Raw genomic sequence first — 20,210 nt, 5'->3', positions numbered from 1 at the left:
ATTACTTCTCTATCTCTAAACGACTTACTTTCACAAAACCCAGTGTATCGTGCTTGTTTAATTCGACATTTGTAATCACAACACCATGCGTAGACGTGAGCTCTGCGAGCCAGTCGACCAACTTATTAAACTCAACGCTGTCGATTGTCACACGTAGGCTATTGTCTTTTGGCACCATGCGAGTGATGTTGATGTTATAACGATTGCGACTGCTGTTTACCAAGGTGCTTAAGTTTGTACTGCTGCTACCTTTTGGCTCATTGGTTTTAATTTTCGCCAAGCTTGTTGTGAGCCAAATCGATAACTCTTGCTGTTTAATAAGGTCTTTTTGAGTTTTCTCTAACGCTAAGTTAAGCGGCCGCCAAACCACCATCACAAATAAAAACACGATAAAAATGGCGCCTGCAACAGAAAGTAACTTTTGCTCTTTTGTGCTTAAAGATTGCCAATATTGCGTTAATTGCTTCATGCTTGGCTCCGAATTTTAATTTCACCGACCACAGAATCACCATCATTATTTAAGCCACCTTGCTCAATTGATAAGCCCTGCTTTTCTAGTTCTTGCTTCACTTGACTAAAACTTTGGAAGTCTTTACCTATTGCGCGCACTCTTACTTCATTGCGTTTCATATCGTAACGAATTGACTGAGGCTCAAAGCCATTAACCTGCTTAAACACTGGCGCGATATTTTGCAATAAAGCTAAAAAGCCTGCATCTGATCCACCCTCAACTTGCAATAGCTTATTTTTGACTTGGTTTTGAATGAGGTTAATGCGGATTTTACTGCCGGGGAATGCCTCTTGATATTGAGCCACTATCGTACTTTCAACATCAACAAGCTGCTGTTTTAATTGAAAAAGCTCAACACCCTTCAAACTTAACGAACACACTAAAGCCACACTTGCCGCGACCAAAGGTGTTCGCCAATTTTGCCAAAAAGGAGAGCCTTGTTTTTTTACTTTAAAGCGACCTTGCAATAAATTTAGGCTGCTCAGAGGCAGTTGTTTAGCAAAAATAGCTAAAGGCAAGTCAATCTCTGTAGGGTTGTCTTGCAAGGCCACATTCGTAAAATCACACGGTGAATAATGCGATACCGTATTAACCTTCGCCGCAGTTAAATAGTCGTTTAACCATGAGGCTTCGACCTGTGCAATTTGCCAATCAGCGGTACGAAATAACCAATTATGATTAAGCTCTATAGCGCTTACGTGAAAATCATCTAACGGTGTGGGCAGTAATAGCGCATCGGGTAGCACTTTAATGGGCTGAAGTTGGTTTTCGCTTAATACATTAAGCCAATTTTGTAAAAACAACTCACTGACTAACGCCACCTCCACAAAATGTTTATTATCTCGCGTCAATGGTTTATTGATTGCTATAAATACATCATCAATATCGCTGGCAATTTCATCTTCAATAATAAACGGCAATGCTTGTTCAAGCTTTCTGCCCCATTTGCTCGGCAGGGCTAGGGTTTTAAGTTGCACTTGCGCTGCGGGCAGCAATAATACGACCTCACGATGCGCGCCTTTTTCGGTCAAAAGAGTTAAGTCGTTGGCGTTATCTAATGTGCCACTGGCAATAATCTCAGCGTCTTTGGCTGACCAAATGAGCCAATTAATAGCAGCATTAACATTGCTGCCTACATGAATTAATAATGCTTCTGTCACTGTACGGCTCCAAATTTTCGCGCCAGTATGGTTATTTTTTTATTTTCTTCTACATGAAAAACCGTGGTGATTTGAAATCGGCTATCAGCATATGTTGTGGTCGCAGCCAGCTGAAAATAATCACTTTTTAACACAAATCTAGGGTCATCGTTCTTTAAATTTTTTGCACCATTTTTAACCGCTTCAGCAATAAAATCACCTACTGATGACCAACCATCTTGAGGACGGGCTGAAATAATGGCACTGGCAGCTTCTTTGTCCAAATCTTTGATTAAGGCGCTCAAAATAACGCTTTGCTCGGTTTTTAGGGTGTTGATGTTAATTGCCAATAAATTACTACCGGGGATCACACACACCAAAGGCGTTATTTTTTTCATCACTAACGGATTAAAGCCTTTAATTAAGCGTAATTCTGATAAAGACGCTAAATAATGATTGGCGGTTAAATAAGGAATTCTACGAGATAAGTACTCGTCTTCCTCTGCACCTTCACCAAAGTGATGACTATCTGCATCAACCCAATCGAGTACGCTATCGGCTAAGGACTCTTCAGACTCCTCAATTGGCAATTCCTCAATATTTTTAATCAAGGCTAATAATGCTTTGTGGCCATCGTTATCGTTTTTAACTGAGTTATTGCCATCTGAATTTGGCGAAACTCTTAGCGCATTTAAATTTAAGCAAGCCTGTAAATCAGTTATTTTTCCAGTAATGGTACCACCATCAACCGGAAAGGTGGTTTCATCTGCAGCCCACGCTTGCTGTAAATGGGTTTTATCTTTATCTTGTTGTTTTGCATCTAAAATGACTTTTTTAGCGAATGCTTCGGCGCCATAGCCGTACCATTTTGCTTGTTGGTAATCTTGTAAATTACTATTTTTTTGCACTTGGATCATTAAGCGCGAGCTCATTTCGACCGCAAGAATTGCTGCTAACGCAACGACAAAAAGCACAATAACCAGTGCAGCACCGCGTTGATTTTGCTTATCGCGCATCAGAGCCGCCTCCACTTCCGGGAATTAAGAGTTTACGCTTTAAAGCTGGCATCTCTTTGAGTTTTAATTCAACCTCAACCGCAAGCGGTAACTCTTTATCGCGCCACTGTGTTTGCCATTTACCTTTTTTATCTAAAAAAGTCAGTTTAAATTCTTCAACATTTTCGATCAGCGCATGGCTGCGAGGCTCGCTGTTATCGAGACTATCAACATAAACGCTGTAAACGCGCTCAAGTTTATCGTCAATGACGCGATAAGCCACCGCCTGCAATTCACTACGAGGCAATAAATACGCAGGATTACGCCAACCATCTCGCACAAAGGCAACGCCGTCGTACTGGCTATTTAATAAATTTCGCCCCACTAACAGATATTGCTCAACACTATCACCGGCTTCGTTGCGGGCAACACGGCGCGTTATTTGGCTAAAATCTTGTTCCATCAATCTAAAGGTGGTTTGCAACCCTTCAAGTTCTGCAATGGTTTGTTCTGATATTTCATTTGTGCGAAGGGTGGTTTGCAAAATTTGGTGTGTCGCGACTACAATAAAACCCAAAATACCCAGTGCAACCATCACTTCAAGTAAAGTAAAACCACGTTGCTTCATTTGCCGCCCTTATTAACATAAGTCGACAATTCATAGAGTGAGTTTTTTAACTCTTCATCGCTGTACACTTCAACCGTTACTTGCACAAATGATGAACCTGCGGTGGTAGCAATCACTTTTTGCTGCCAGTACCATGCTTGGCCTGCTATCTCTTCTTGCCCCCGCTCGCCATTTTTTGCATCCCACTCATCGCCTTTAGCCACAATTTCGACCAAACGATTTTCAGCCACCCATGAGGCATAGGTTTGCTGCTCAAGGGAGCTTAAATGATTGATGTGCTCACCGGCCACTTGCATCGCAGCGATACCCGCCATGGCGCAAATACTCAGTGCCACTAACACTTCTAGTAACGTAAAACCTTGCACTAATTTCTGAAGCTTAGGATGCACTTTTAGCATGTTTTTCATTCAAGGGGCTCTCTGCGCATAGTAACAGGTGCCATAAATTCGCCCTCAATAATATACAAAGGCTCTGATTTGTCTTTAATCGATAAAGAGAAAGAGAAAGCACTCACTTCGCCTGAAGACAAGATAATAACTTGTGGCACTTTCATTTTATCAAGCTCAAGAAAGTTTTCTTCATCATCGGAGTTCATCAGCTCGCGCCAATCAATTTGTTCCAGTAAGTTTTCTTGTGCCCAAGGTAGGTCATCTAAATTGAGCTCAGCCACTAATACAGGCTCAAATTCAAATGCTTTAAAAATGGTTTGATCGCTAACTTGCTCAAATGACGCCCATTTATCACCATCAAAGGCTAAAAATTCAAGCTTGTTTTTTTCAAGGTGAAAACCAAGTTCAACTTGATTGAGCACTGCAAAGTCCGACGCTAAATTAATTAAGGTATGAACCCGAAGCGCTTGTTTTTCTAATAACTCCTCATCACCGTCACTGATACTATAAACAACCAAGTTAGTAGCAAATGCAATGATCACTAAGACCACTAAAATTTCGATTAGGCTAAAACCAACTTGGCGTTTTTTCATAAAGGATTATTGGTGGCGAACAATTATTTCTGTTCGTCATCACTCCAATTACCAATATCATCTTCGGTATCCATAGTGCCATCTGGGCCCATAGATAAAATATCAAATTTGCCTTTTACACCAGGGTTAATCAAAATGTACGGATTACCCCATGGATCTTCAGGCAGTGATTCAATAAAACCACCTTCAGGAAAACGTTTTGGTACTGGGTCGATTGTTGATGCAGTGACTAACGCCTCTAAACCTTGTTCGGTTGTTGGATATACTTTATTGCGCAATTTATACATGCTCATTGCATCTTCAAGCTGTTGAATATCTATACGCGCTTTATCTGCTGCAGCTTCTTCTTGCTGACCCATGATATTTGGCGCGACTATCGCCATGATCATGCCGATGATCACCAGTACCACCATTACTTCTAATAATGAAAATCCACTTTGCTTTCGCATTAAACACCTCTTTTACAGTTTTTATTAGCCAGTGGTTTATAAACCAATGGCTTTATTCATAGCCATAATTGGCTGCAAAATTGCCATAACAATAAATAAAACAATCACAGCCATTCCTGCAATCATCGCGGGCTCTAATAATTTTAATGAAACATTCACTAAGGTTTCAAACTCTCGGTCTTGATTATCTGCTGCGCGCTCAAGCATTTGCTCAAGCTCACCGGATTTTTCGCCACTTGAGATCATGTGCAACATCATAGGTGGGAATAATTTTGTTTCGGTTAATGACGCGCGCAAGCTCGCCCCTTCACTCACTCGCGTTGCAGCACCTGCAACTGCATCTCGAATACGAGTATTAGTCAAGACTTGCCCTGAAATTTTCATCCCTTCTAATAAAGGAACTGAACTTGATGACAAAATGCTAAGTGTGCGAGCAAAACGTGCAGTATTTACACCTCTTGCGACCTTGCCAATACCAGGTAAAGTAAGTAATTTACTGTCATACCAATAACGTACGTTCGGTTTTTTCAGTGCGTGTTTGATACCAACCACTAACGCAATAAATAAGACCAAGGTAATTGCCCAATAGTTCTGGACAAAATGGCTGGCGGCCATTACCCACTCAGTTGTCCAAGGTAAAGCTTGTTTAGACTTTTCAAACGTTTTAAGTATTTTTGGTACAACTGTTCCCAACAAAATAGCCACAATACCAATTGCAAAAACCACTAACACCGTTGGGTAAACCATGGCTTGTGTAATTTGACTGCGCATATGCTGGCGCTGCTCAGTGTAATCAGCCAAGCGATTGAGTACCTGATCTAAGTGGCCCGACTTTTCACCTGCCGCCACCATAGAACGAAATAAATTATCAAAAATATGCGGAAACTCACCCAGCCCATCTGCCAAGGTATAACCTTCTACGACTTTTGAGCGCACCGCCATCAGCATACGCTTTAAACGAGGTTTTTCACTTTGCTCTGCAACTGCTAGTACCGCAGCCTCCACCGGCAACGCCGATTGAATCAGTGTTGCAAGCTGCCTCGTCACTAAAGCTAAATCTGAGGTTGATACCGTTGTTTTGAAGAAACCTTGCTTGGCTTGCGCTTTTTCTTGATCAGCCGCTTGATTAATTTCAAGTGGCGTTAAGCCTTGCTCACGCAAAGCCTGGCGGATTTGTTTGGCGGTATCGCCCTCCAGAATCCCTTTTTTAGTTTTGCCATTTTTATCAAGCGCTTTATATTCAAATGCCGCCATTAGAGTTCCTCTTTAGTTACTCTTAGCACTTCTTCTAGACTGGTATCACCGGCAAGTACGCGAGCACAACCATCTTGACGAATACTTGGTGTATGCTTGCGAATATATTTTTCAACCGCTTGTTCGCCTTTACCACTATGGATCAACTCACGAATGGCTTCATCAACCACTAGCAACTCGTGGATACCAGTACGACCTCGGTAACCATTATGGTTACACTTTTCACAGCCAACAGGACGGTAAATTTTGGTATTTTCACCAAATGGCACACCGAGTAATTTACATTCTTTTTCATCGGCTAAATGCGCTTCTTTACAGTCTTTACATAAAGTACGTACTAAACGCTGCGACAGGACACCGAGCAAAGACGATGAAAGTAAAAATGGTTCTACACCCATATCTTCCATCCGCGAAATAGCACCTGCGGCGGTATTAGTATGCAGCGTCGACATCACTAAATGACCCGTAAGTGACGCTTGCACTGCAATTTGTGCAGTTTCAAGGTCACGTATTTCACCCACCATCACCACATCGGGATCTTGACGTAAAATAGCGCGTAAACCTCGGGCGAAAGTCATATCCACTTTAGAATTAACTTGAGTTTGACCAATGCCTGGGATTTCATATTCAATCGGATCTTCAACCGTTAAAATATTACGATCGCGAGAATTGATTTCAGCAAGTCCTGCGTACAAGGTGGTACTTTTACCCGACCCCGTTGGCCCTGTGACTAAGATAATGCCGTGAGGTTTGCGAATTAACTCGGCGTAACGCTCACGGTTTTGCTTGAGCATGCCTAAATCTTCAAGATTCAGACGTGCATTGTTTTTATCGAGTAAACGCAATACCACGCGCTCACCAAAGCTTGATGGCATAGTTGAAACCCGCACATCAACCGCACGGCCCGCAATACGTAAACTAATACGACCATCTTGCGGCACGCGCTTTTCAGCAATGTCGAGCTTGGCCATTACTTTGATACGTGATACCAATAAAGACGCTAACTTACGGTTCGGTTTGAGCACCTCTTTGAGCACACCATCAACCCGAAAACGGATGACTAAGTCTTGTTCGAAGGTTTCAATATGAATGTCCGACGCACCTTCTTTAATCGCTTCACCAAGCATCGCATTAATCAATTTGATGATAGGTGCATCATCTTCACCGGCTAATAAATCTTCGGTTTGTGGCATTTCTTCTGCGAGTGAAAACAAATCAACTTCGTTACCAATGTCTTCCATGATTTGCTGAGTTTCAGAGCTATCACGTTGATAAACAGACTCTAGCAAATGCTCAAATTTATCATCACTTAATGACTCAACAATAAATTCAGCTCCTGCAACACGGCGAACCTCAAGCAGCGTTTCGGGGTTTATTTGTCCATGGCAATATAAGGTATAGCCAGTTGGTTGCTGCGACAGCAATACGCCAAAGCGTTTAGCAAATGCAAAAGGTAAGCGCTTAATTAGACCTACTTGTTCAGTCATTTTTTTGCTCTTGCTCTTTTACATTTTGCGAATGTAAATATTGCTCATATGTTGGTGGTAAAACCAAGGCATCGTTCCACGATGGCAATACTGGTGTATCAACTGTCGGCATTAAATCAACACCATCATCTTTTTGCTTTTGTTGCTCTGTGCGAATGTAATTATATTTGCTATTGCTCAACTGATTCATCGTCGCGCTATCACGAATAATAGTTGGGCGAATAAAAATCAGTAAGTTACGTTTACGACGATTTGTGCTGGTTGATTTAAACAAGTGGCCTAAAATCGGCAAATCACCTAAAAGCGGCACTTTAGAGACACTTTCTTGCACATCTTCATCAATTAAACCTCCTAGCACCACCATAGCGCCATCATCGGCTAAGACGGTGGTAGTCACTTCACGTTTATTAATAGTGATATCAACTGCTGTTGCACCGCTTACACTTGATACTTCTTGCTCGATAGTCAGCTGTACGGCACTACCATCGTTGATTTGTGGGGTGACTTTTAACTTAATACCCACTTCTTGGCGTTCAACCGTTTGAAATGGATTAGCGTTATTAGTGCCGGTTTGAGAACCGGTGATGATAGGTACTTCTTGACCAACAATCATTGAGGCTTCTTCGTTATCCATGGTCGTTACCGACGGCGTCGCTAGGATATTCGAATTAGTATCAGTTGAAACCGCTTGTAAAATTGCGCCCCAATCACCTCGGGCAAAACCAAGTGCTAAGCCATTTACACCACCAAGCAAACTTGCAAGGGCTGTTAAATCACCTTCTTTAGTCTCTTCGTATTGATTAGCTGAACCTTCGTTTGTTCCAAGCACCGTTTTTTTGATTGTTTTATCGCGAGCTAATTCACCCGCAACACCTAAACTACCAACAGGTACAGTTGTACCATTATTAAACTGCAGCATGCCACCTTGTTTGTTAATCCATTGAAAACCGAGGTTAATACCATCGCCTTCAAATACCTCAACAATAATTGCTTCAACTAAAACTTGCGCGCGGCGCATATCGAGCTTAGCAATAACACCTTCTAATGAGCGCATAATGTCAGGCTGGGCAGTGATCACTAATGAATTTGAATTTGGGTGGGCTTCAATACTAATATCATTACGACCGCGAGAGCTTGTTTTAGCACCTTGTTTTTGCTCTTCTGCAATGGTTTTACTGACTCCTTGTAAGACTTTCACTAAGTCTTCGGCTTTAGCGTAATTTAAATAAAATACTTTGGTATTGCCTTGCGTTTCTAATTCATCATCTAGGCGCTTAATTAAAGTGATTGCACGCTCACGCGCTTGTGCTTCACCACTGACAATGACGCTATTAGTACGCTCATCTGCCACCACTTTGGGAATTAAAAAGGCGGGGATATCAGATTTACCTGAAGCCGGTTTATAAATATTATCAACCACTGAAACAACATCAGCTGAGGTCGCATAACGCAGCTTCACAATATCAACTTGTTGATCACCTGCTTGGTCAACTAACCGAATAATTTCAACCAAACGGTTTACCGAAGACGCATGGCCCGTCATCATTAGCACATTTGATGGATTGTAGTTGGTGACATGACCACCATCTTTTTGATCGCTAAACTGCCGAATGATTGGTCCAAGCTCTTGTACGCTAACGTTTTTAACCCGCACTACGCGTGTTATTAGCATATCGCCCTGTACATCAAAATCATCACCCATAACAGGCACATTTGATTTCTTAGCATCCGAACTTTTTTTAACTTTTAAAATACCGTTGTCCATTTCAACAACAGCAATACCGTACACTTCAAGCACATTTAAAAAAAATTGATAATAGAGCGCTTCGTCCATCAGCTCTGGACTGCGCACATTAATTTTACCGCGCACATTAGGATCGATAATGATGGTTTTATTTAAGTTTTGACCGACGATATTAATAAACTCATTGATATCGGTCCCTTTAAAATTGGCAGAATACTGTACTGCCATAGCTGAACAAGAAAGGCCTGTCGCAAGCAATAACGTAGCGTATTTTGCTAACCCCTTTTTAATTTTTGTTAGGTGTAGCAAGTGATTCATTCTTAATAAACTCCGAATCTTATTTGTTTTATTCAAGGCTAAATTGCACATCGAGTTGCTCACCATCACGCTCAATAGTGATGTTTGCTGATGTTGCAGTGCGCAGCTCATTAATTGCGCTCATAGCTTGTTTCATATCGTTTAGCGGATAACCATTAATTGAAACCGCTAAATCATTATTTTGTAATCCCATTCGGTTAAACAACTCTGGGTCTTTACCAGGTCGTAAGCGATAACCTACTAACTCACCATCATGGCGCTCTGGTGAAACTTGAATATATTCAAATAACTTACCCGGTTCTTGTAAAATTTCGTCGCGCGTCTCTGTTAGCTCCGATTGAACCTCAGGGTCATCCGTTGGTTTTAACACAGCATGACCATCGTTCGCGACTAACTTACCACGGTTATTATCGTTAGGACTTGGAGCACTAAACGTTTTACTGAATTCAAATCCATCGAGCATCAAAGTTTCGAAGTTGCCGTTAACCTGTAAAATAACTCGATCTGAAAAAATTTGCTTTAATTGGGCACGCGTGCCTTTAATTACATCACCTGCTTGGTATGTTTCTTGGCTATTTTGACTTTCAATAATGGCAGACCCCGCAGTTTCATCACTATTAATAGCAACCACACCGGTTAACGTAATACTAAGACGTGTTTCTGGGGCACTATTGATGACCTTAGGCGTTTCGACTGGTTCAGCTTTAGGGGCAAGTGATACCGAACCAAACATATTAAGATCGGTCACTGCGCGACTATTAAAGCTATGTGTAGTTTGAATTCGTGTTGTATTAGAAGGAAAAGGAACCAGATCTGATTTTGGTGCAGGTATAAGTAACCAAACCATCTGCGCAGCTAAAAAAGCAAGGTAAACCAAAATTAAAATAAAAAGCCCGTAACTTATTTTTTTCTCTGGTAATTTTGCAATTATTTTTTGTAATTGTTGTAGTTTTGCTTGCATGACCTGCTGAATTTAAATGCTGAAATCCAGCCCAATAGTACCCTTTCATATTTCATTCAACAAGCGCAGTAATGTGAATTATCCCCTCGCCTGTCATTATTTAAGGTAAAAGCAGCCATTTGTTACACAAAACTCCTAGCACCCGAGTGATTGTAAATAAATGTAGCAACTGTTCTTGGCGCCTAATTTATGCTACATTTTCGCCAATTTTACTTATGGCGATATTCGGTCATCGTGGCTCACTCAACAAAGAAAAATAACACAACTGAAGACGATGCACTTAGGCTTGATAAGTGGCTTTGGGCAGCGCGTTTTTACAAAACACGGGCTTTAGCACGAGAAGTGATTTTAGGGGGTAAAGTGCAATATAATGGCCAGCGCTGCAAACCAAGTAAAATTGTCGAGGTAGGCGCAATTATTAAGCTCTCTCAAGGCCATGACGAAAAAATAATTACGGTAATGCAACTGTCGGCCAATCGGCTAAAAGCTGAACTTGCGCAGTTGTTATATCAAGAATCAGAGCAAAGTATTAAAAAACGGGAAGAAAACCACCAAGCGCGTAAACTCAATGCGTTTTTCTCACCCAGCCCAGATCGTAAGCCCGATAAAAAACAACGTCGGACTCTTATTAAATTTAAGCAAAGCTAGGTAATACATAAACATGCAACACGATTTACTTCACAGATATATTTTTGAAAAGCTCGATGCCCGTGGCGAATTAGTCCAAATTGAGCAAACTTTCACAGAAATGTTGGCAGGTCATGACTACCCAGAGCCAGTTAAAGAGCTACTCGGAGAGCTGCTTGTATCGACATGTTTACTCACAGCCACCCTTAAATTTGAAGGCGACATCGCCGTTCAATTGCAAGGTGATGGACCAGTAAAATATATAGTTATCAATGGTGATAACAAACAAAACATGCGTGGTGTTGCACGTTTAAATGGCGAAGTTACAGGGCGTGGTGTTAAGCAACTTATCGGTAATGGCTACATGGTTATTACTTTAACACCAGTACAAGGTGAGCGTTACCAAGGTGTTGTACCGTTAGGTTCTGATTCTTTAGCTGAGTGTATCGAGACATACTTCCAACAATCAGAACAATTAAGTACCCGCTTATGGCTAGCAACATCGATTGAGAAAGATCGTTTAAAAGCATCTGGTCTATTATTGCAAACCCTCCCTGTAACGAATAACAAAGAAAAATCTACTGAAGATTTTGAACATTTAGAAGCGCTTAGCAGCACCATTACTAATGACGAGCTACTAAATATAGATGCTATGACGTTATTAACGCGTTTATATCATGAAGATAACCCTGAAGTGTTTGAACCTCAGTCAATTAATTTTAAATGCACCTGTAGCCGCACAAAAACCATGACTGCATTAATCAATGTTGGTTTAGAACCATTATTAGAAGATATTCACGACAAAGGGCACGTGACCATTTCATGTCACTACTGTTTAACCGATTACACTTTTAATGAAGAAGAAGTTCGTGCCTTATTCTAGGCCGCTAAAAAGATAAATTGAAAAGCCGAGTTAATCTCGGTTTTTTATTCTCAAAAAATGATACCGGTGTCATTTTTAACAATAAAAAAATGACACCGGTATCATGAAAAAAACCACAGAAAAACCTACTAAAATAAGCATTTAAAGCCGATTTAACGGTCGTATATCCCCATTTGTTCTGTTACTATTTAGCTGACTTTTTAAGCTCATTGATTTATTGAGTTACCCGTTCAAACTCTCACATTTTAGGTATACACATGACTTCAAGCGCTACTCGTTTTGTTGATTTAACAGTTGCAGAATTAATTGAACACGCCATCGCCAAAGGTGAAGGTACTTTAGCAGCAAATGGTGCATTTGTTGCACAAACTGGTCACCGTACTGGTCGTTCACCGCGCGATCGTTTTATTGTGCAAGAGCCAAGCACACAAAATGAAATTCAATGGGGTAAAGTAAATCAACCTTTTGATGCAGGTAAATTTGATGCGTTATGGAGCAAAGTAGAAGCTCATGTGCAAAAAAATGACCACTTCGTCTCTCACTTAGAAGTCGGTGCTGATCCTGAGCACTATTTACCAATCGTTGTTACAACTGAAACAGCATGGCACCATGTGTTTGCTAATAACATGTTTATTAAGCCTGCAACATACAACGTTTCAAACTTACCACAATGGCAAGTTATGAACGTGCCTTCATTTGTATGTGATCCAGAGCGCGATGGTACAAACAGCGATGGTGTGGTCGTCATTAATTTTGCTGAGCGTAAAGTGCTACTTGCGGGTATGCGTTATGCAGGCGAAATGAAAAAATCAATGTTCTCTGTGCAAAATTTCCTTCTTCCAGCTAAAGGTGTATTACCAATGCACTGCTCTGCTAATGTGGGCGAAGCTGGCGATACTGCTTTATTCTTCGGTTTATCAGGCACAGGTAAAACAACGCTTTCTGCCGATCCAACTCGTTTCTTAATTGGTGATGACGAGCACGGCTGGGCACCTGGCAGTGTATTCAACATAGAAGGCGGTTGTTATGCCAAATGTATCGACTTATCACAAAAGAATGAGCCTGTGATTTGGGATGCAATCCGTTTTGGTACAATTTTAGAAAACGTTGTTTTAGACGAAAACCGCACACCTGATTACCACGATACTTCTTTAACGCAAAATTCACGTGCTGCCTACCCACTTGAGCACGTTGAAAAACGTAAAGTTGAAAACCGCGCGGGCGAGCCTCGTTCAGTGGTATTTTTAACGTGTGACGTAAGTGGCGTATTACCACCGGTTTCAATTTTGACTGAAGAAGCGGCAGCATTCCATTTCTTAAGTGGTTACACTGCAAAAGTAGGTTCAACAGAAATCGGTTCAACTTCTGACATCGAATCAACATTCTCAACCTGTTTTGGTGCTCCATTCTTCCCACGTCCAGCAGGTGTATATGCTGAGCTTCTAATGAAGCGTGTACGTGAGTTTGGTGCAAAAGTATATTTAGTAAATACAGGTTGGACAGGCGGCCCATACGGCACAGGTAAGCGTTTTGATATTCCAACAACACGCGCTATCGTTGAAGCGATTGTATCTGGCAGCTTAACCGATGTTGAGACGCAACATATCGACATCTTAAACTTAAATGTACCCGTTGCTGTTGAAGGCGTTGATAGCCAGTTATTAAACCCTGTAAATACTTGGGCTGATAAAGCAAAATACGCTGAATTTGCACAAAAATTAGCAAATGAATTTACAGCTAACTTTGCACAATACGATGTATCTGATGCAATCAAACACGCGGGTCCAAAAGCGCAGTAATCTACGTTTAAAACCCGATAAAAAACCCGCTTTTAGCGGGTTTTTTTGTTACTCTGATTTCACATTTAAAGTCGCTTCAGGCTAATGTTTTAATAAAAAGCTCACCTTAGCTTCTAGACCACCTTCAGAGCGATTCTTTAATTCAACTTTGCCATTATGCATATCTATTATCCGTTTGATGATTGCAAGCCCTAAGCCACTGCCTTCACTTCCACGCGCTAAATCACCTTGTGTGAATGGCTGAAATAGGCGCTCTAATTGATTTTCGGGGATACCAGGGCCATGATCGAGCACGGAGATATAAGCATACTTTTTAGCTTTATCAATGCCAGTAACAACATGGATATCACCATCAGAATAACGCAGGGCATTTTCAATCATATTAGTTACAACTCGCTTAATTGCTACATGACTCAAGGGTACATTAGGGATCCCTTCATTAAAATCCGTGGTAATAATGCGCAGATGCTGAAGTTCAGCACTCACCACTTCAGCGACCAACGAATTCAAATCTTCAGGTTCTAAATCAGCCACTTTATGATGCCTTAAGTACTCGATGAATTGATCAATAATCGCATTCATATCCTCAATATCAGCGATAATACCTTCTCGAAAATAGTCATCTGTTTCCGACATCATTTCGGTTGCTAAACGGATGCGCGTTAATGGCGTACGCAAATCATGTGATACTCCCGCCATTAATAAGCGCCTATCTTCTTCAAGGGCAGCAATACTACGTGACATTTGATTAAACGCTTTTGTTACTTCAATGACCTCGGTCGAGCCTTGCTCTTTGACATGAGATGAAAAATCCCCTGCCGCGACCTTCATTGCCGCTTGCTGTAATTCTTTAAGCGGCCGATTAAGGTGTGTGGCAAAAAGCCATCCCCCCAAGACACTCAATACGCCAATACAAGCTAAATAAAAAGACAAAAACTCTAAATTCGTTTCCTTAAATCCCATCAAAGGTACTCGAACCCAATGCCCTGGCATTTGCGGTGGCTCAACCCAATAAACTAAGGTATCGGATTGACTGATCCTCACCCTCGCTTTTCCGCCTAATTGCTCTGACATAATACGCGACAACATCGGGTATTCTGACGCCATATCTAAACCCCGTTTTTGAGCCAGTTTTTCACTCATTAGCTCAACACCTGTTGCATCAAAGAATTTATCAGAAATCTCAGCACTCATTTTTATGCCATCGTTATAACCAATAAATACCGTTTTAACTTGTTTCGCGAGCATCAGGTTAACTTGTTCGATTGTTGGCTTTACGACATAAAACGTCACCGAGATGTAAGAAACGATTTGATTGATCAACAAGAGTGCACCAACTAAAAATACCGTCTGACCAAACGCACTTCGAGGGAAAATTCTCATGAAATATAAATTCTCAATAAGTAAAAAAGAAAAAAGGTGAACCTAAGTTCACCTTATTCTAAGCCTTTGTTAAGTTTATTTGTCACCATCAGGCACAAATACATAACCTAAACCCCAGACAGTTTGAATATAACGAGGGGTAGCAGGGTCAACTTCAACCATTCTACGCAAACGTGATACTTGCACATCAATACTGCGCTCGAGTGCGCTGTAATCTCGACCACGCGCTAAGTTCATCAATTTATCACGACTCAACGGCTCTCTTGGGTGTGTTACCAAAGCTTTGAGTACTGCAAATTCACCACTGGTTAACGAAATAACCTCGTCACCTTTGGCCATTTCTCGCGTAGCTAAGTTTAACGTAAACTGCCCAAACGTAATTTGATTCTCTTCAGCAGTGGGCGCGCCAGGCACATCTTTAGAACGACGGCGTAAAATCGCCTTTATGCGAGCCAATAACTCTCTTGGATTAAATGGCTTTGGAATATAATCATCGGCACCTAGCTCTAAGCCTATAATCCTATCCACTTCATCCCCTTTCGCTGTCAGCATAACAATGGGAATGTCATTTTCTTTTTGTCTGAGGCGGCGACAAATAGACAGCCCATCCTCACCTGGCAACATCAAATCGAGTACCAATAAATGAAAATTTTCGCGCTCTAATAATCGATCCATTTGTTCAGAATTAGCAGCAGAACGCACAATGTAGCCTTGCTCAACTAAATAGCGCTCTAATAAACTGCGCAAACGCATATCATCGTCTACAACTAAAATTTTAGTGGTTTCATGTCCGATAGTCATAAGTGATATTATTCTTTATTCAATTAGTTACTTTTAATATAAAAGAAAATAGTTAAATTACGAAATGCTTTTATACACAAGTTTGTTACACAACGTTTCAACCAATAACGGGTACAAAATAAAAAGAACATTAAACAAAAAATCATGGTTTAGGTTGAAGTATGCGGCAAATAGCCCAATAACACCTGCTATTGCTTAACCTCATAACCCTTAATTTACGAAGAAAAATATGAAAACGATGCTCATAACGTTTGAAGGTTATAACAAACTCAAGCAAGAACATGATTACCTTTGGAAAGAACAGCGTCCTGAGGTAACTAAAATAGTCACTTGGGCTGCAAGCTTAGGCGATCGCTCAGAGAATGCTGATTACACTTTTAATAAGCGTTTATTGCGTCAAATTGATCGTCGCGTCAGGTATCTACGCAAAATAATGCCAGATCTAAAAATTGTGTATTACTCTCCTGAACAAGAAGGCAAAGTCTTTTTTGGTGCTTGGGTTGAAATCGAAAATGATGATGGCGATATCAAAAACTTACGTATTGTTGGCCCTGAAGAAATTTATGGTGATAGCAAAAATTATATTTCTGTTGATTCGCCTATGGCACGCGCGCTCATCAAAAAAGAAGTCGATGATGAAGTCATTGTAAAAACCCCTGAAGGTGAAAAAATTTGGTATATCAATAAGATTGTTTATCAAAAAAACAATTAAATACTGATACGATAAAAAGTGCGTCGATATTCCATACACTATTAAAACGATAGAAAAACCACCGTCCATTTATAGCGAGCAAACTAGCTTAGATCCTCGCTAACAGGTGATTTAATTGGACATCTGCTAATACAATAGCGACAATCGACCCATAAGTAATAATCCATTGGCTGTAATTGAGCGCCAATGGATTAAATAACTCGCGAAAACTGACAAAGGTTTATTAATGACCAATATCTCACAGCAATTAGCTCTCGAAATTAACGCATCTTCGCAGCAAGTGCTTGCTGCTACAAAATTACTCGACGAAGGCGCAACAGTGCCCTTTATTGCTCGTTACCGTAAAGAGGTGACTGGCGGCTTAGACGATACACAATTACGCCTACTTGAACAGCGCCTTGGTTACTTAAGAGAATTAAATGAGCGCCGCGAATTTATTCTCACTACCATCAAAGATCAAGGTAAGTTAACAGATTCTCTTTCTCTAGATATTACAAATGCAGCGAGTAAAACAGAGCTAGAAGATCTTTATTTACCGTATAAACCAAAACGCCGTACTAAAGGGCAAATAGCAATCGAGGCAGGTTTAGAGCCTTTAGCAAATGCGTTATTAGTCAATACACACTTAGTTCCAGAAGTTGAAGCCGCTAAATACGTCAATATCGAAGCTAAAATTACTGATGAAAAATCAGCACTTGAAGGTGCCAAATTTATTTTAATGGAACGTTTTGCAGAAGACGCAAAACTATTAGCGACCCTTCGCCAGCACTTGCAACAAAATGGTTTTATTGAAAGCAAATTAATTGCCGGAAAAGAAAAAGAAGCAGCTAAATATCAAGATTATTTTGATCATACTGAGCTACTAAGCAAAGTACCGTCGCATCGAGCATTAGCTATGTTACGAGCGCGAAACGAAGGATTTATTCAGCTGAATATTAATCCAGACCCACAATCTGAAACCCCACACGATGTCTGTAGTGGCATGATTGCGAAGCATTTTAAACTAGATATTATCAATAATGCCAACAGTGCGTGGTTGCAAACCGTGGTGCAATGGACCTGGAAAGTAAAACTAGCTCTACATCTTGAAAATGAGTTTTTAGCCAGTATGCGTGAAAAAGCTGAAACTGCCGCAATTGATGTTTTCGCTAAAAACCTGAAAGACTTACTCATGGCAGCACCCGCTGGAGCTAAAACAACATTAGGTCTGGACCCTGGTTTACGCACTGGAGTAAAAGTCGCTTTAGTTGATAAAACAGGAAAATTACTTGCAACCAATACGATTTTCCCACATCAGCCACAAAATTTATGGGAAAAATCACTACGTACATTAAGCCAAATGTGTCGTGAGCATAAAGTTGAATTGATTGCGATTGGTAACGGTACCGCTTCAAGAGAAACTGACAAACTAGCCGGTGAACTAATTAAAGCTGAACCTGACTTAAAAATGAGTAAAATCGTGGTCAGTGAAGCAGGCGCATCCGTTTACTCAGCTTCTGAATTTGCCGCAAATGAGTTTCCAAATTTAGATGTATCAATCAGAGGTGCGGTTTCAATTGCTCGTCGTTTACAAGATCCTCTTGCAGAGCTCGTTAAAATTGAACCAAAATCAATTGGCGTTGGCCAATATCAACACGACGTATCGCAAAGTCAATTAGGCCAAAGCTTAGTAGCTGTGGTTGAGGATTGTGTAAATGCTGTTGGTGTTGACGTCAACATGGCATCGGTGCCATTGCTTACTCGCGTATCAGGCTTAAACAAAACCCTCGCACAAAACATAGTAAAATATCGTGATGAGCACGGGATCTTTGCCAGCAGAATCGAACTTAAAAAAGTGGAGCGTTTAGGGCCAAAAGCTTTTGAACAAGCAGCTGGATTTTTAAGAATTAGCCAAGGTAAAGATCCGCTAGATCGTTCAGCCGTACACCCTGAAGCGTATGAAGTTGTGAAGCAAATGGCAAAACAAAGCGCCATTGAAATTACTGATTTAATTGGTAATAGTGAGCAATTAAAAGCTCTTAACCCCGCTGATTTTACAAGCGAGACTTTTGGTTTACCGACAGTCAAAGATATCATTAGCGAATTAGATAAACCTGGCCGAGATCCTCGCCCTGAATTTAAAACCGCCACCTTCAAAGAAGGCGTTGAAAAAGTATCTGATTTAAAACCAGGTATGATTTTAGAAGGTGTTGTCTCCAATGTGGCTAACTTTGGTGCCTTTGTTGATGTTGGTGTTCATCAAGATGGTTTAGTGCATATTTCAGCGATTACGAATAAGTTTATTTCAGATCCGCGCGAAGTGGTAAAAGCAGGCGACATCGTTAAAGTAAAAGTTGTAGAAGTGGACGCTGCGCGCAATCGAATTAGCTTCACAATGCGATTAAATGACGAGATTCAGCACACTCATTCAGAACAAGGCAACACAGCTAAACGCCATCAACCGAAACAAGTGGCGCAACATGCAAAAGCTAAAAAAGAGCCTGTGAACGCTGCATTTGGTAATGCATTTGCCGATGCGTTTGCAAAAGCGAAAGGTAAAAAGTAATTATTTAGCGAATAAAGTTCAACCCATAAAAAAACCGCAATCATTGCGGTTTTTTTATGTCAGTAACAAGCTAAACGTTTTGAACAAATTGCGCGGGTTGATAAGGCGCTGCAGCAGAAAAATAATGATTGGCAATGCGCTCTGCCCGCTGCTCAATTTCAGGAGATCGTTGTTTGGCAGCTTGCTCTAATGCACTTTTAAACTCAGCTTGCTTATCAGTTGAACCCACCTTAGTACTTTGCTCAGATTCAGTAGCTTGATCATCAGAGTTTACAGATTTATCCGTGGATGATGTTTCGTCCTCATCAGGATCTGCATTTTGCTGACGTAAAAGCTCTGCTGTTGCTTCAGTTAACTTTTGCGCAGCTTGTGCCGCTATGGCGCGATCTTGTGATGAAGGCTCTGCCGGTGCAAGTGCAGCAGCCTGCACTTGTTGCATTTTATCTATTGTTGCCTGCGGGTTATTTGGTACTTCAGATACATCAATAGGTACCTCTCCAGCAATTGCATAACGGTTACCATCAGGCCCTTTTTCATATTCGTAGCTGGGCGAACCCGCTAAACTCCCACCAACAGATGCATGAGCTTGCTCATGGGCTCTTACTTCTTGATCGCGAGATTTAAGCTGATTAAGTTGCTCAAGCTCAGCTTGCTCTAACTCTTCTTCAGTTGCCTGTTTGGCTAATTGATTATCAGAAAGCTCATCTTCTGAAGCCGAGTTCTCGTTACTTTCATTCTCTTGCCCTTCTTTGGCATTGATAGTTTCATCCTTTGTTGCTTCTGATTGCAACGCATCATGGTTATCAATAACAGACTGACCCGGGGTTTTGGCTTTCTCATTGTCAGATAATAAACGAGCTTCTGGCGATATTGCTGTGAGTTCTTTGGCTTGAGGAATAAGCTCTCGATTTTGGTTATCACGGCGCGCAACTTCTGTATGTACATTAGCTGTATTAAGATTTATGGTCGGATAACTCGTTACAATATTCACG

At 41.0% G+C, this 20,210-nt stretch carries 19 protein-coding genes; 5 read left to right on the top strand and 14 right to left on the bottom strand.

The window, feature by feature from the left end:
* Position 1: 1 nt before the first annotated feature.
* From AC3KZC_RS01720 to gspC, 11 genes are read right to left on the bottom strand one after another with little or no spacing between them, the layout of a single operon-like run.
* Positions 2 to 469, bottom strand: coding sequence for a type II secretion system protein M (locus AC3KZC_RS01720; protein ID WP_490579559.1), 468 nt, complete (start codon positions 467 to 469; stop codon positions 2 to 4).
* The gene (gspL, locus tag AC3KZC_RS01715; RefSeq protein ID WP_490579560.1) at positions 466 to 1,671 is read right to left on the bottom strand and encodes a type II secretion system protein GspL; all 1,206 of its coding nucleotides are present in this window, start codon (positions 1,669 to 1,671) and stop codon (positions 466 to 468) included. Before gspL ends, AC3KZC_RS01720 begins: the two co-directional genes overlap by 4 nt.
* A complete protein-coding gene (gspK, locus tag AC3KZC_RS01710) occupies positions 1,668 to 2,666 on the bottom strand; it encodes a type II secretion system minor pseudopilin GspK (protein ID WP_490579561.1) in 999 nt (332 codons plus the stop codon). Before gspK ends, gspL begins: the two co-directional genes overlap by 4 nt.
* Positions 2,656 to 3,273 (bottom strand): type II secretion system minor pseudopilin GspJ, encoded by a 618-nt coding sequence (gene gspJ / locus AC3KZC_RS01705; protein WP_490579562.1) that lies wholly within the window; start codon positions 3,271 to 3,273, stop codon positions 2,656 to 2,658. Before gspJ ends, gspK begins: the two co-directional genes overlap by 11 nt.
* Positions 3,270 to 3,680 (bottom strand): type II secretion system minor pseudopilin GspI, encoded by a 411-nt coding sequence (gspI, locus tag AC3KZC_RS01700; RefSeq protein WP_490579563.1) that lies wholly within the window; start codon positions 3,678 to 3,680, stop codon positions 3,270 to 3,272. The genes gspJ and gspI overlap by 4 nt, the downstream gene beginning before the upstream one ends.
* A complete protein-coding gene (locus AC3KZC_RS01695; RefSeq protein ID WP_490579564.1) occupies positions 3,677 to 4,255 on the bottom strand; it encodes a prepilin-type N-terminal cleavage/methylation domain-containing protein in 579 nt (192 codons plus the stop codon). The genes gspI and AC3KZC_RS01695 overlap by 4 nt, the downstream gene beginning before the upstream one ends.
* Positions 4,256 to 4,278: 23 nt before the next feature.
* Positions 4,279 to 4,704, bottom strand: a complete 426-nt coding sequence (gspG, locus tag AC3KZC_RS01690; RefSeq protein ID WP_490579565.1) for a type II secretion system major pseudopilin GspG — start codon at positions 4,702 to 4,704, stop codon at positions 4,279 to 4,281.
* Positions 4,705 to 4,740: 36 nt separating this feature from the next.
* Complete coding sequence (gene gspF / locus AC3KZC_RS01685; RefSeq protein ID WP_490579566.1) at positions 4,741 to 5,958, bottom strand: type II secretion system inner membrane protein GspF; 1,218 nt, start codon at positions 5,956 to 5,958, stop codon at positions 4,741 to 4,743.
* Positions 5,958 to 7,445 (bottom strand): type II secretion system ATPase GspE, encoded by a 1,488-nt coding sequence (gene gspE / locus AC3KZC_RS01680; protein WP_490579567.1) that lies wholly within the window; start codon positions 7,443 to 7,445, stop codon positions 5,958 to 5,960. The genes gspF and gspE overlap by 1 nt, the downstream gene beginning before the upstream one ends.
* Positions 7,438 to 9,507, bottom strand: a complete 2,070-nt coding sequence (gene gspD, locus AC3KZC_RS01675; RefSeq protein ID WP_490579568.1) for a type II secretion system secretin GspD — start codon at positions 9,505 to 9,507, stop codon at positions 7,438 to 7,440. Before gspD ends, gspE begins: the two co-directional genes overlap by 8 nt.
* A gap of 28 nt (positions 9,508 to 9,535) precedes the next feature.
* Complete coding sequence (gene gspC, locus AC3KZC_RS01670; RefSeq protein ID WP_490579569.1) at positions 9,536 to 10,468, bottom strand: type II secretion system protein GspC; 933 nt, start codon at positions 10,466 to 10,468, stop codon at positions 9,536 to 9,538.
* 189 nt (positions 10,469 to 10,657) lie between these two features.
* Between gspC and hslR the strand changes: the two genes are divergently transcribed.
* The 3 genes from hslR (at position 10,658) to AC3KZC_RS01655 (ending at position 13,777) form a co-directional block, all read left to right on the top strand.
* Positions 10,658 to 11,116, top strand: a complete 459-nt coding sequence (gene hslR, locus AC3KZC_RS01665) for a ribosome-associated heat shock protein Hsp15 (protein ID WP_490579570.1) — start codon at positions 10,658 to 10,660, stop codon at positions 11,114 to 11,116.
* Positions 11,117 to 11,129: 13 nt separating this feature from the next.
* A complete protein-coding gene (gene hslO, locus AC3KZC_RS01660) occupies positions 11,130 to 11,978 on the top strand; it encodes an Hsp33 family molecular chaperone HslO (RefSeq protein WP_490579571.1) in 849 nt (282 codons plus the stop codon).
* Positions 11,979 to 12,235: 257 nt separating this feature from the next.
* Positions 12,236 to 13,777 carry a phosphoenolpyruvate carboxykinase gene (locus AC3KZC_RS01655; protein ID WP_490579572.1) on the top strand — a complete coding sequence of 514 codons (1,542 nt, stop codon included), beginning with the start codon at positions 12,236 to 12,238 and terminating at the stop codon, positions 13,775 to 13,777.
* Between the two features lie 81 nt (positions 13,778 to 13,858).
* Here AC3KZC_RS01655 and envZ read toward each other — a convergent pair whose 3' ends face one another.
* Positions 13,859 to 15,160, bottom strand: coding sequence for a two-component system sensor histidine kinase EnvZ (gene envZ / locus AC3KZC_RS01650; protein WP_490579573.1), 1,302 nt, complete (start codon positions 15,158 to 15,160; stop codon positions 13,859 to 13,861).
* 75 nt (positions 15,161 to 15,235) lie between these two features.
* Positions 15,236 to 15,961, bottom strand: coding sequence for an osmolarity response regulator transcription factor OmpR (gene ompR / locus AC3KZC_RS01645; protein WP_009840602.1), 726 nt, complete (start codon positions 15,959 to 15,961; stop codon positions 15,236 to 15,238).
* 229 nt (positions 15,962 to 16,190) lie between these two features.
* Between ompR and greB the strand changes: the two genes are divergently transcribed.
* Positions 16,191 to 16,673, top strand: a complete 483-nt coding sequence (gene greB / locus AC3KZC_RS01640; RefSeq protein ID WP_490579574.1) for a transcription elongation factor GreB — start codon at positions 16,191 to 16,193, stop codon at positions 16,671 to 16,673.
* A gap of 226 nt (positions 16,674 to 16,899) precedes the next feature.
* A complete protein-coding gene (locus tag AC3KZC_RS01635; RefSeq protein ID WP_490579575.1) occupies positions 16,900 to 19,218 on the top strand; it encodes a Tex family protein in 2,319 nt (772 codons plus the stop codon).
* 70 nt (positions 19,219 to 19,288) lie between these two features.
* Here the strand turns inward: AC3KZC_RS01635 and AC3KZC_RS01630 are convergent, their stop codons facing one another.
* Positions 19,289 to 20,209: a putative metalloprotease CJM1_0395 family protein gene (locus AC3KZC_RS01630; protein WP_490579576.1), complete on the bottom strand. Its 921-nt coding sequence runs from the start codon at positions 20,207 to 20,209 to the stop codon at positions 19,289 to 19,291.
* Position 20,210 lies beyond the last annotated feature (1 nt).

The sequence above is a fragment of the Pseudoalteromonas sp. J2K-J031 genome (genome assembly GCF_058197095.2).
The sequence above is the reverse complement of the archived record's forward strand: the minus strand, read 5'-3'. Positions and strand labels throughout refer to the sequence as shown.

Coding starts and splice junctions, on each gene's coding strand:
- AC3KZC_RS01720 (WP_490579559.1), bottom strand. CDS start 469: ATGAAGCAATTAACGCAATATTGGCAATCTTTAAGCACAAAAGAGCAA.
- gspK (WP_490579561.1), bottom strand. CDS start 2,666: ATGCGCGATAAGCAAAATCAACGCGGTGCTGCACTGGTTATTGTGCTT.
- gspJ (WP_490579562.1), bottom strand. CDS start 3,273: ATGAAGCAACGTGGTTTTACTTTACTTGAAGTGATGGTTGCACTGGGT.
- gspI (WP_490579563.1), bottom strand. CDS start 3,680: ATGAAAAACATGCTAAAAGTGCATCCTAAGCTTCAGAAATTAGTGCAA.
- AC3KZC_RS01695 (WP_490579564.1), bottom strand. CDS start 4,255: ATGAAAAAACGCCAAGTTGGTTTTAGCCTAATCGAAATTTTAGTGGTC.
- gspG (WP_490579565.1), bottom strand. CDS start 4,704: ATGCGAAAGCAAAGTGGATTTTCATTATTAGAAGTAATGGTGGTACTG.
- gspF (WP_490579566.1), bottom strand. CDS start 5,958: ATGGCGGCATTTGAATATAAAGCGCTTGATAAAAATGGCAAAACTAAA.
- gspE (WP_490579567.1), bottom strand. CDS start 7,445: ATGACTGAACAAGTAGGTCTAATTAAGCGCTTACCTTTTGCATTTGCT.
- gspD (WP_490579568.1), bottom strand. CDS start 9,507: ATGAATCACTTGCTACACCTAACAAAAATTAAAAAGGGGTTAGCAAAA.
- gspC (WP_490579569.1), bottom strand. CDS start 10,468: ATGCAAGCAAAACTACAACAATTACAAAAAATAATTGCAAAATTACCA.
- hslR (WP_490579570.1), top strand. CDS start 10,658: ATGCTACATTTTCGCCAATTTTACTTATGGCGATATTCGGTCATCGTG.
- hslO (WP_490579571.1), top strand. CDS start 11,130: ATGCAACACGATTTACTTCACAGATATATTTTTGAAAAGCTCGATGCC.
- AC3KZC_RS01655 (WP_490579572.1), top strand. CDS start 12,236: ATGACTTCAAGCGCTACTCGTTTTGTTGATTTAACAGTTGCAGAATTA.
- envZ (WP_490579573.1), bottom strand. CDS start 15,160: ATGAGAATTTTCCCTCGAAGTGCGTTTGGTCAGACGGTATTTTTAGTT.
- ompR (WP_009840602.1), bottom strand. CDS start 15,961: ATGACTATCGGACATGAAACCACTAAAATTTTAGTTGTAGACGATGAT.
- greB (WP_490579574.1), top strand. CDS start 16,191: ATGAAAACGATGCTCATAACGTTTGAAGGTTATAACAAACTCAAGCAA.
- AC3KZC_RS01635 (WP_490579575.1), top strand. CDS start 16,900: ATGACCAATATCTCACAGCAATTAGCTCTCGAAATTAACGCATCTTCG.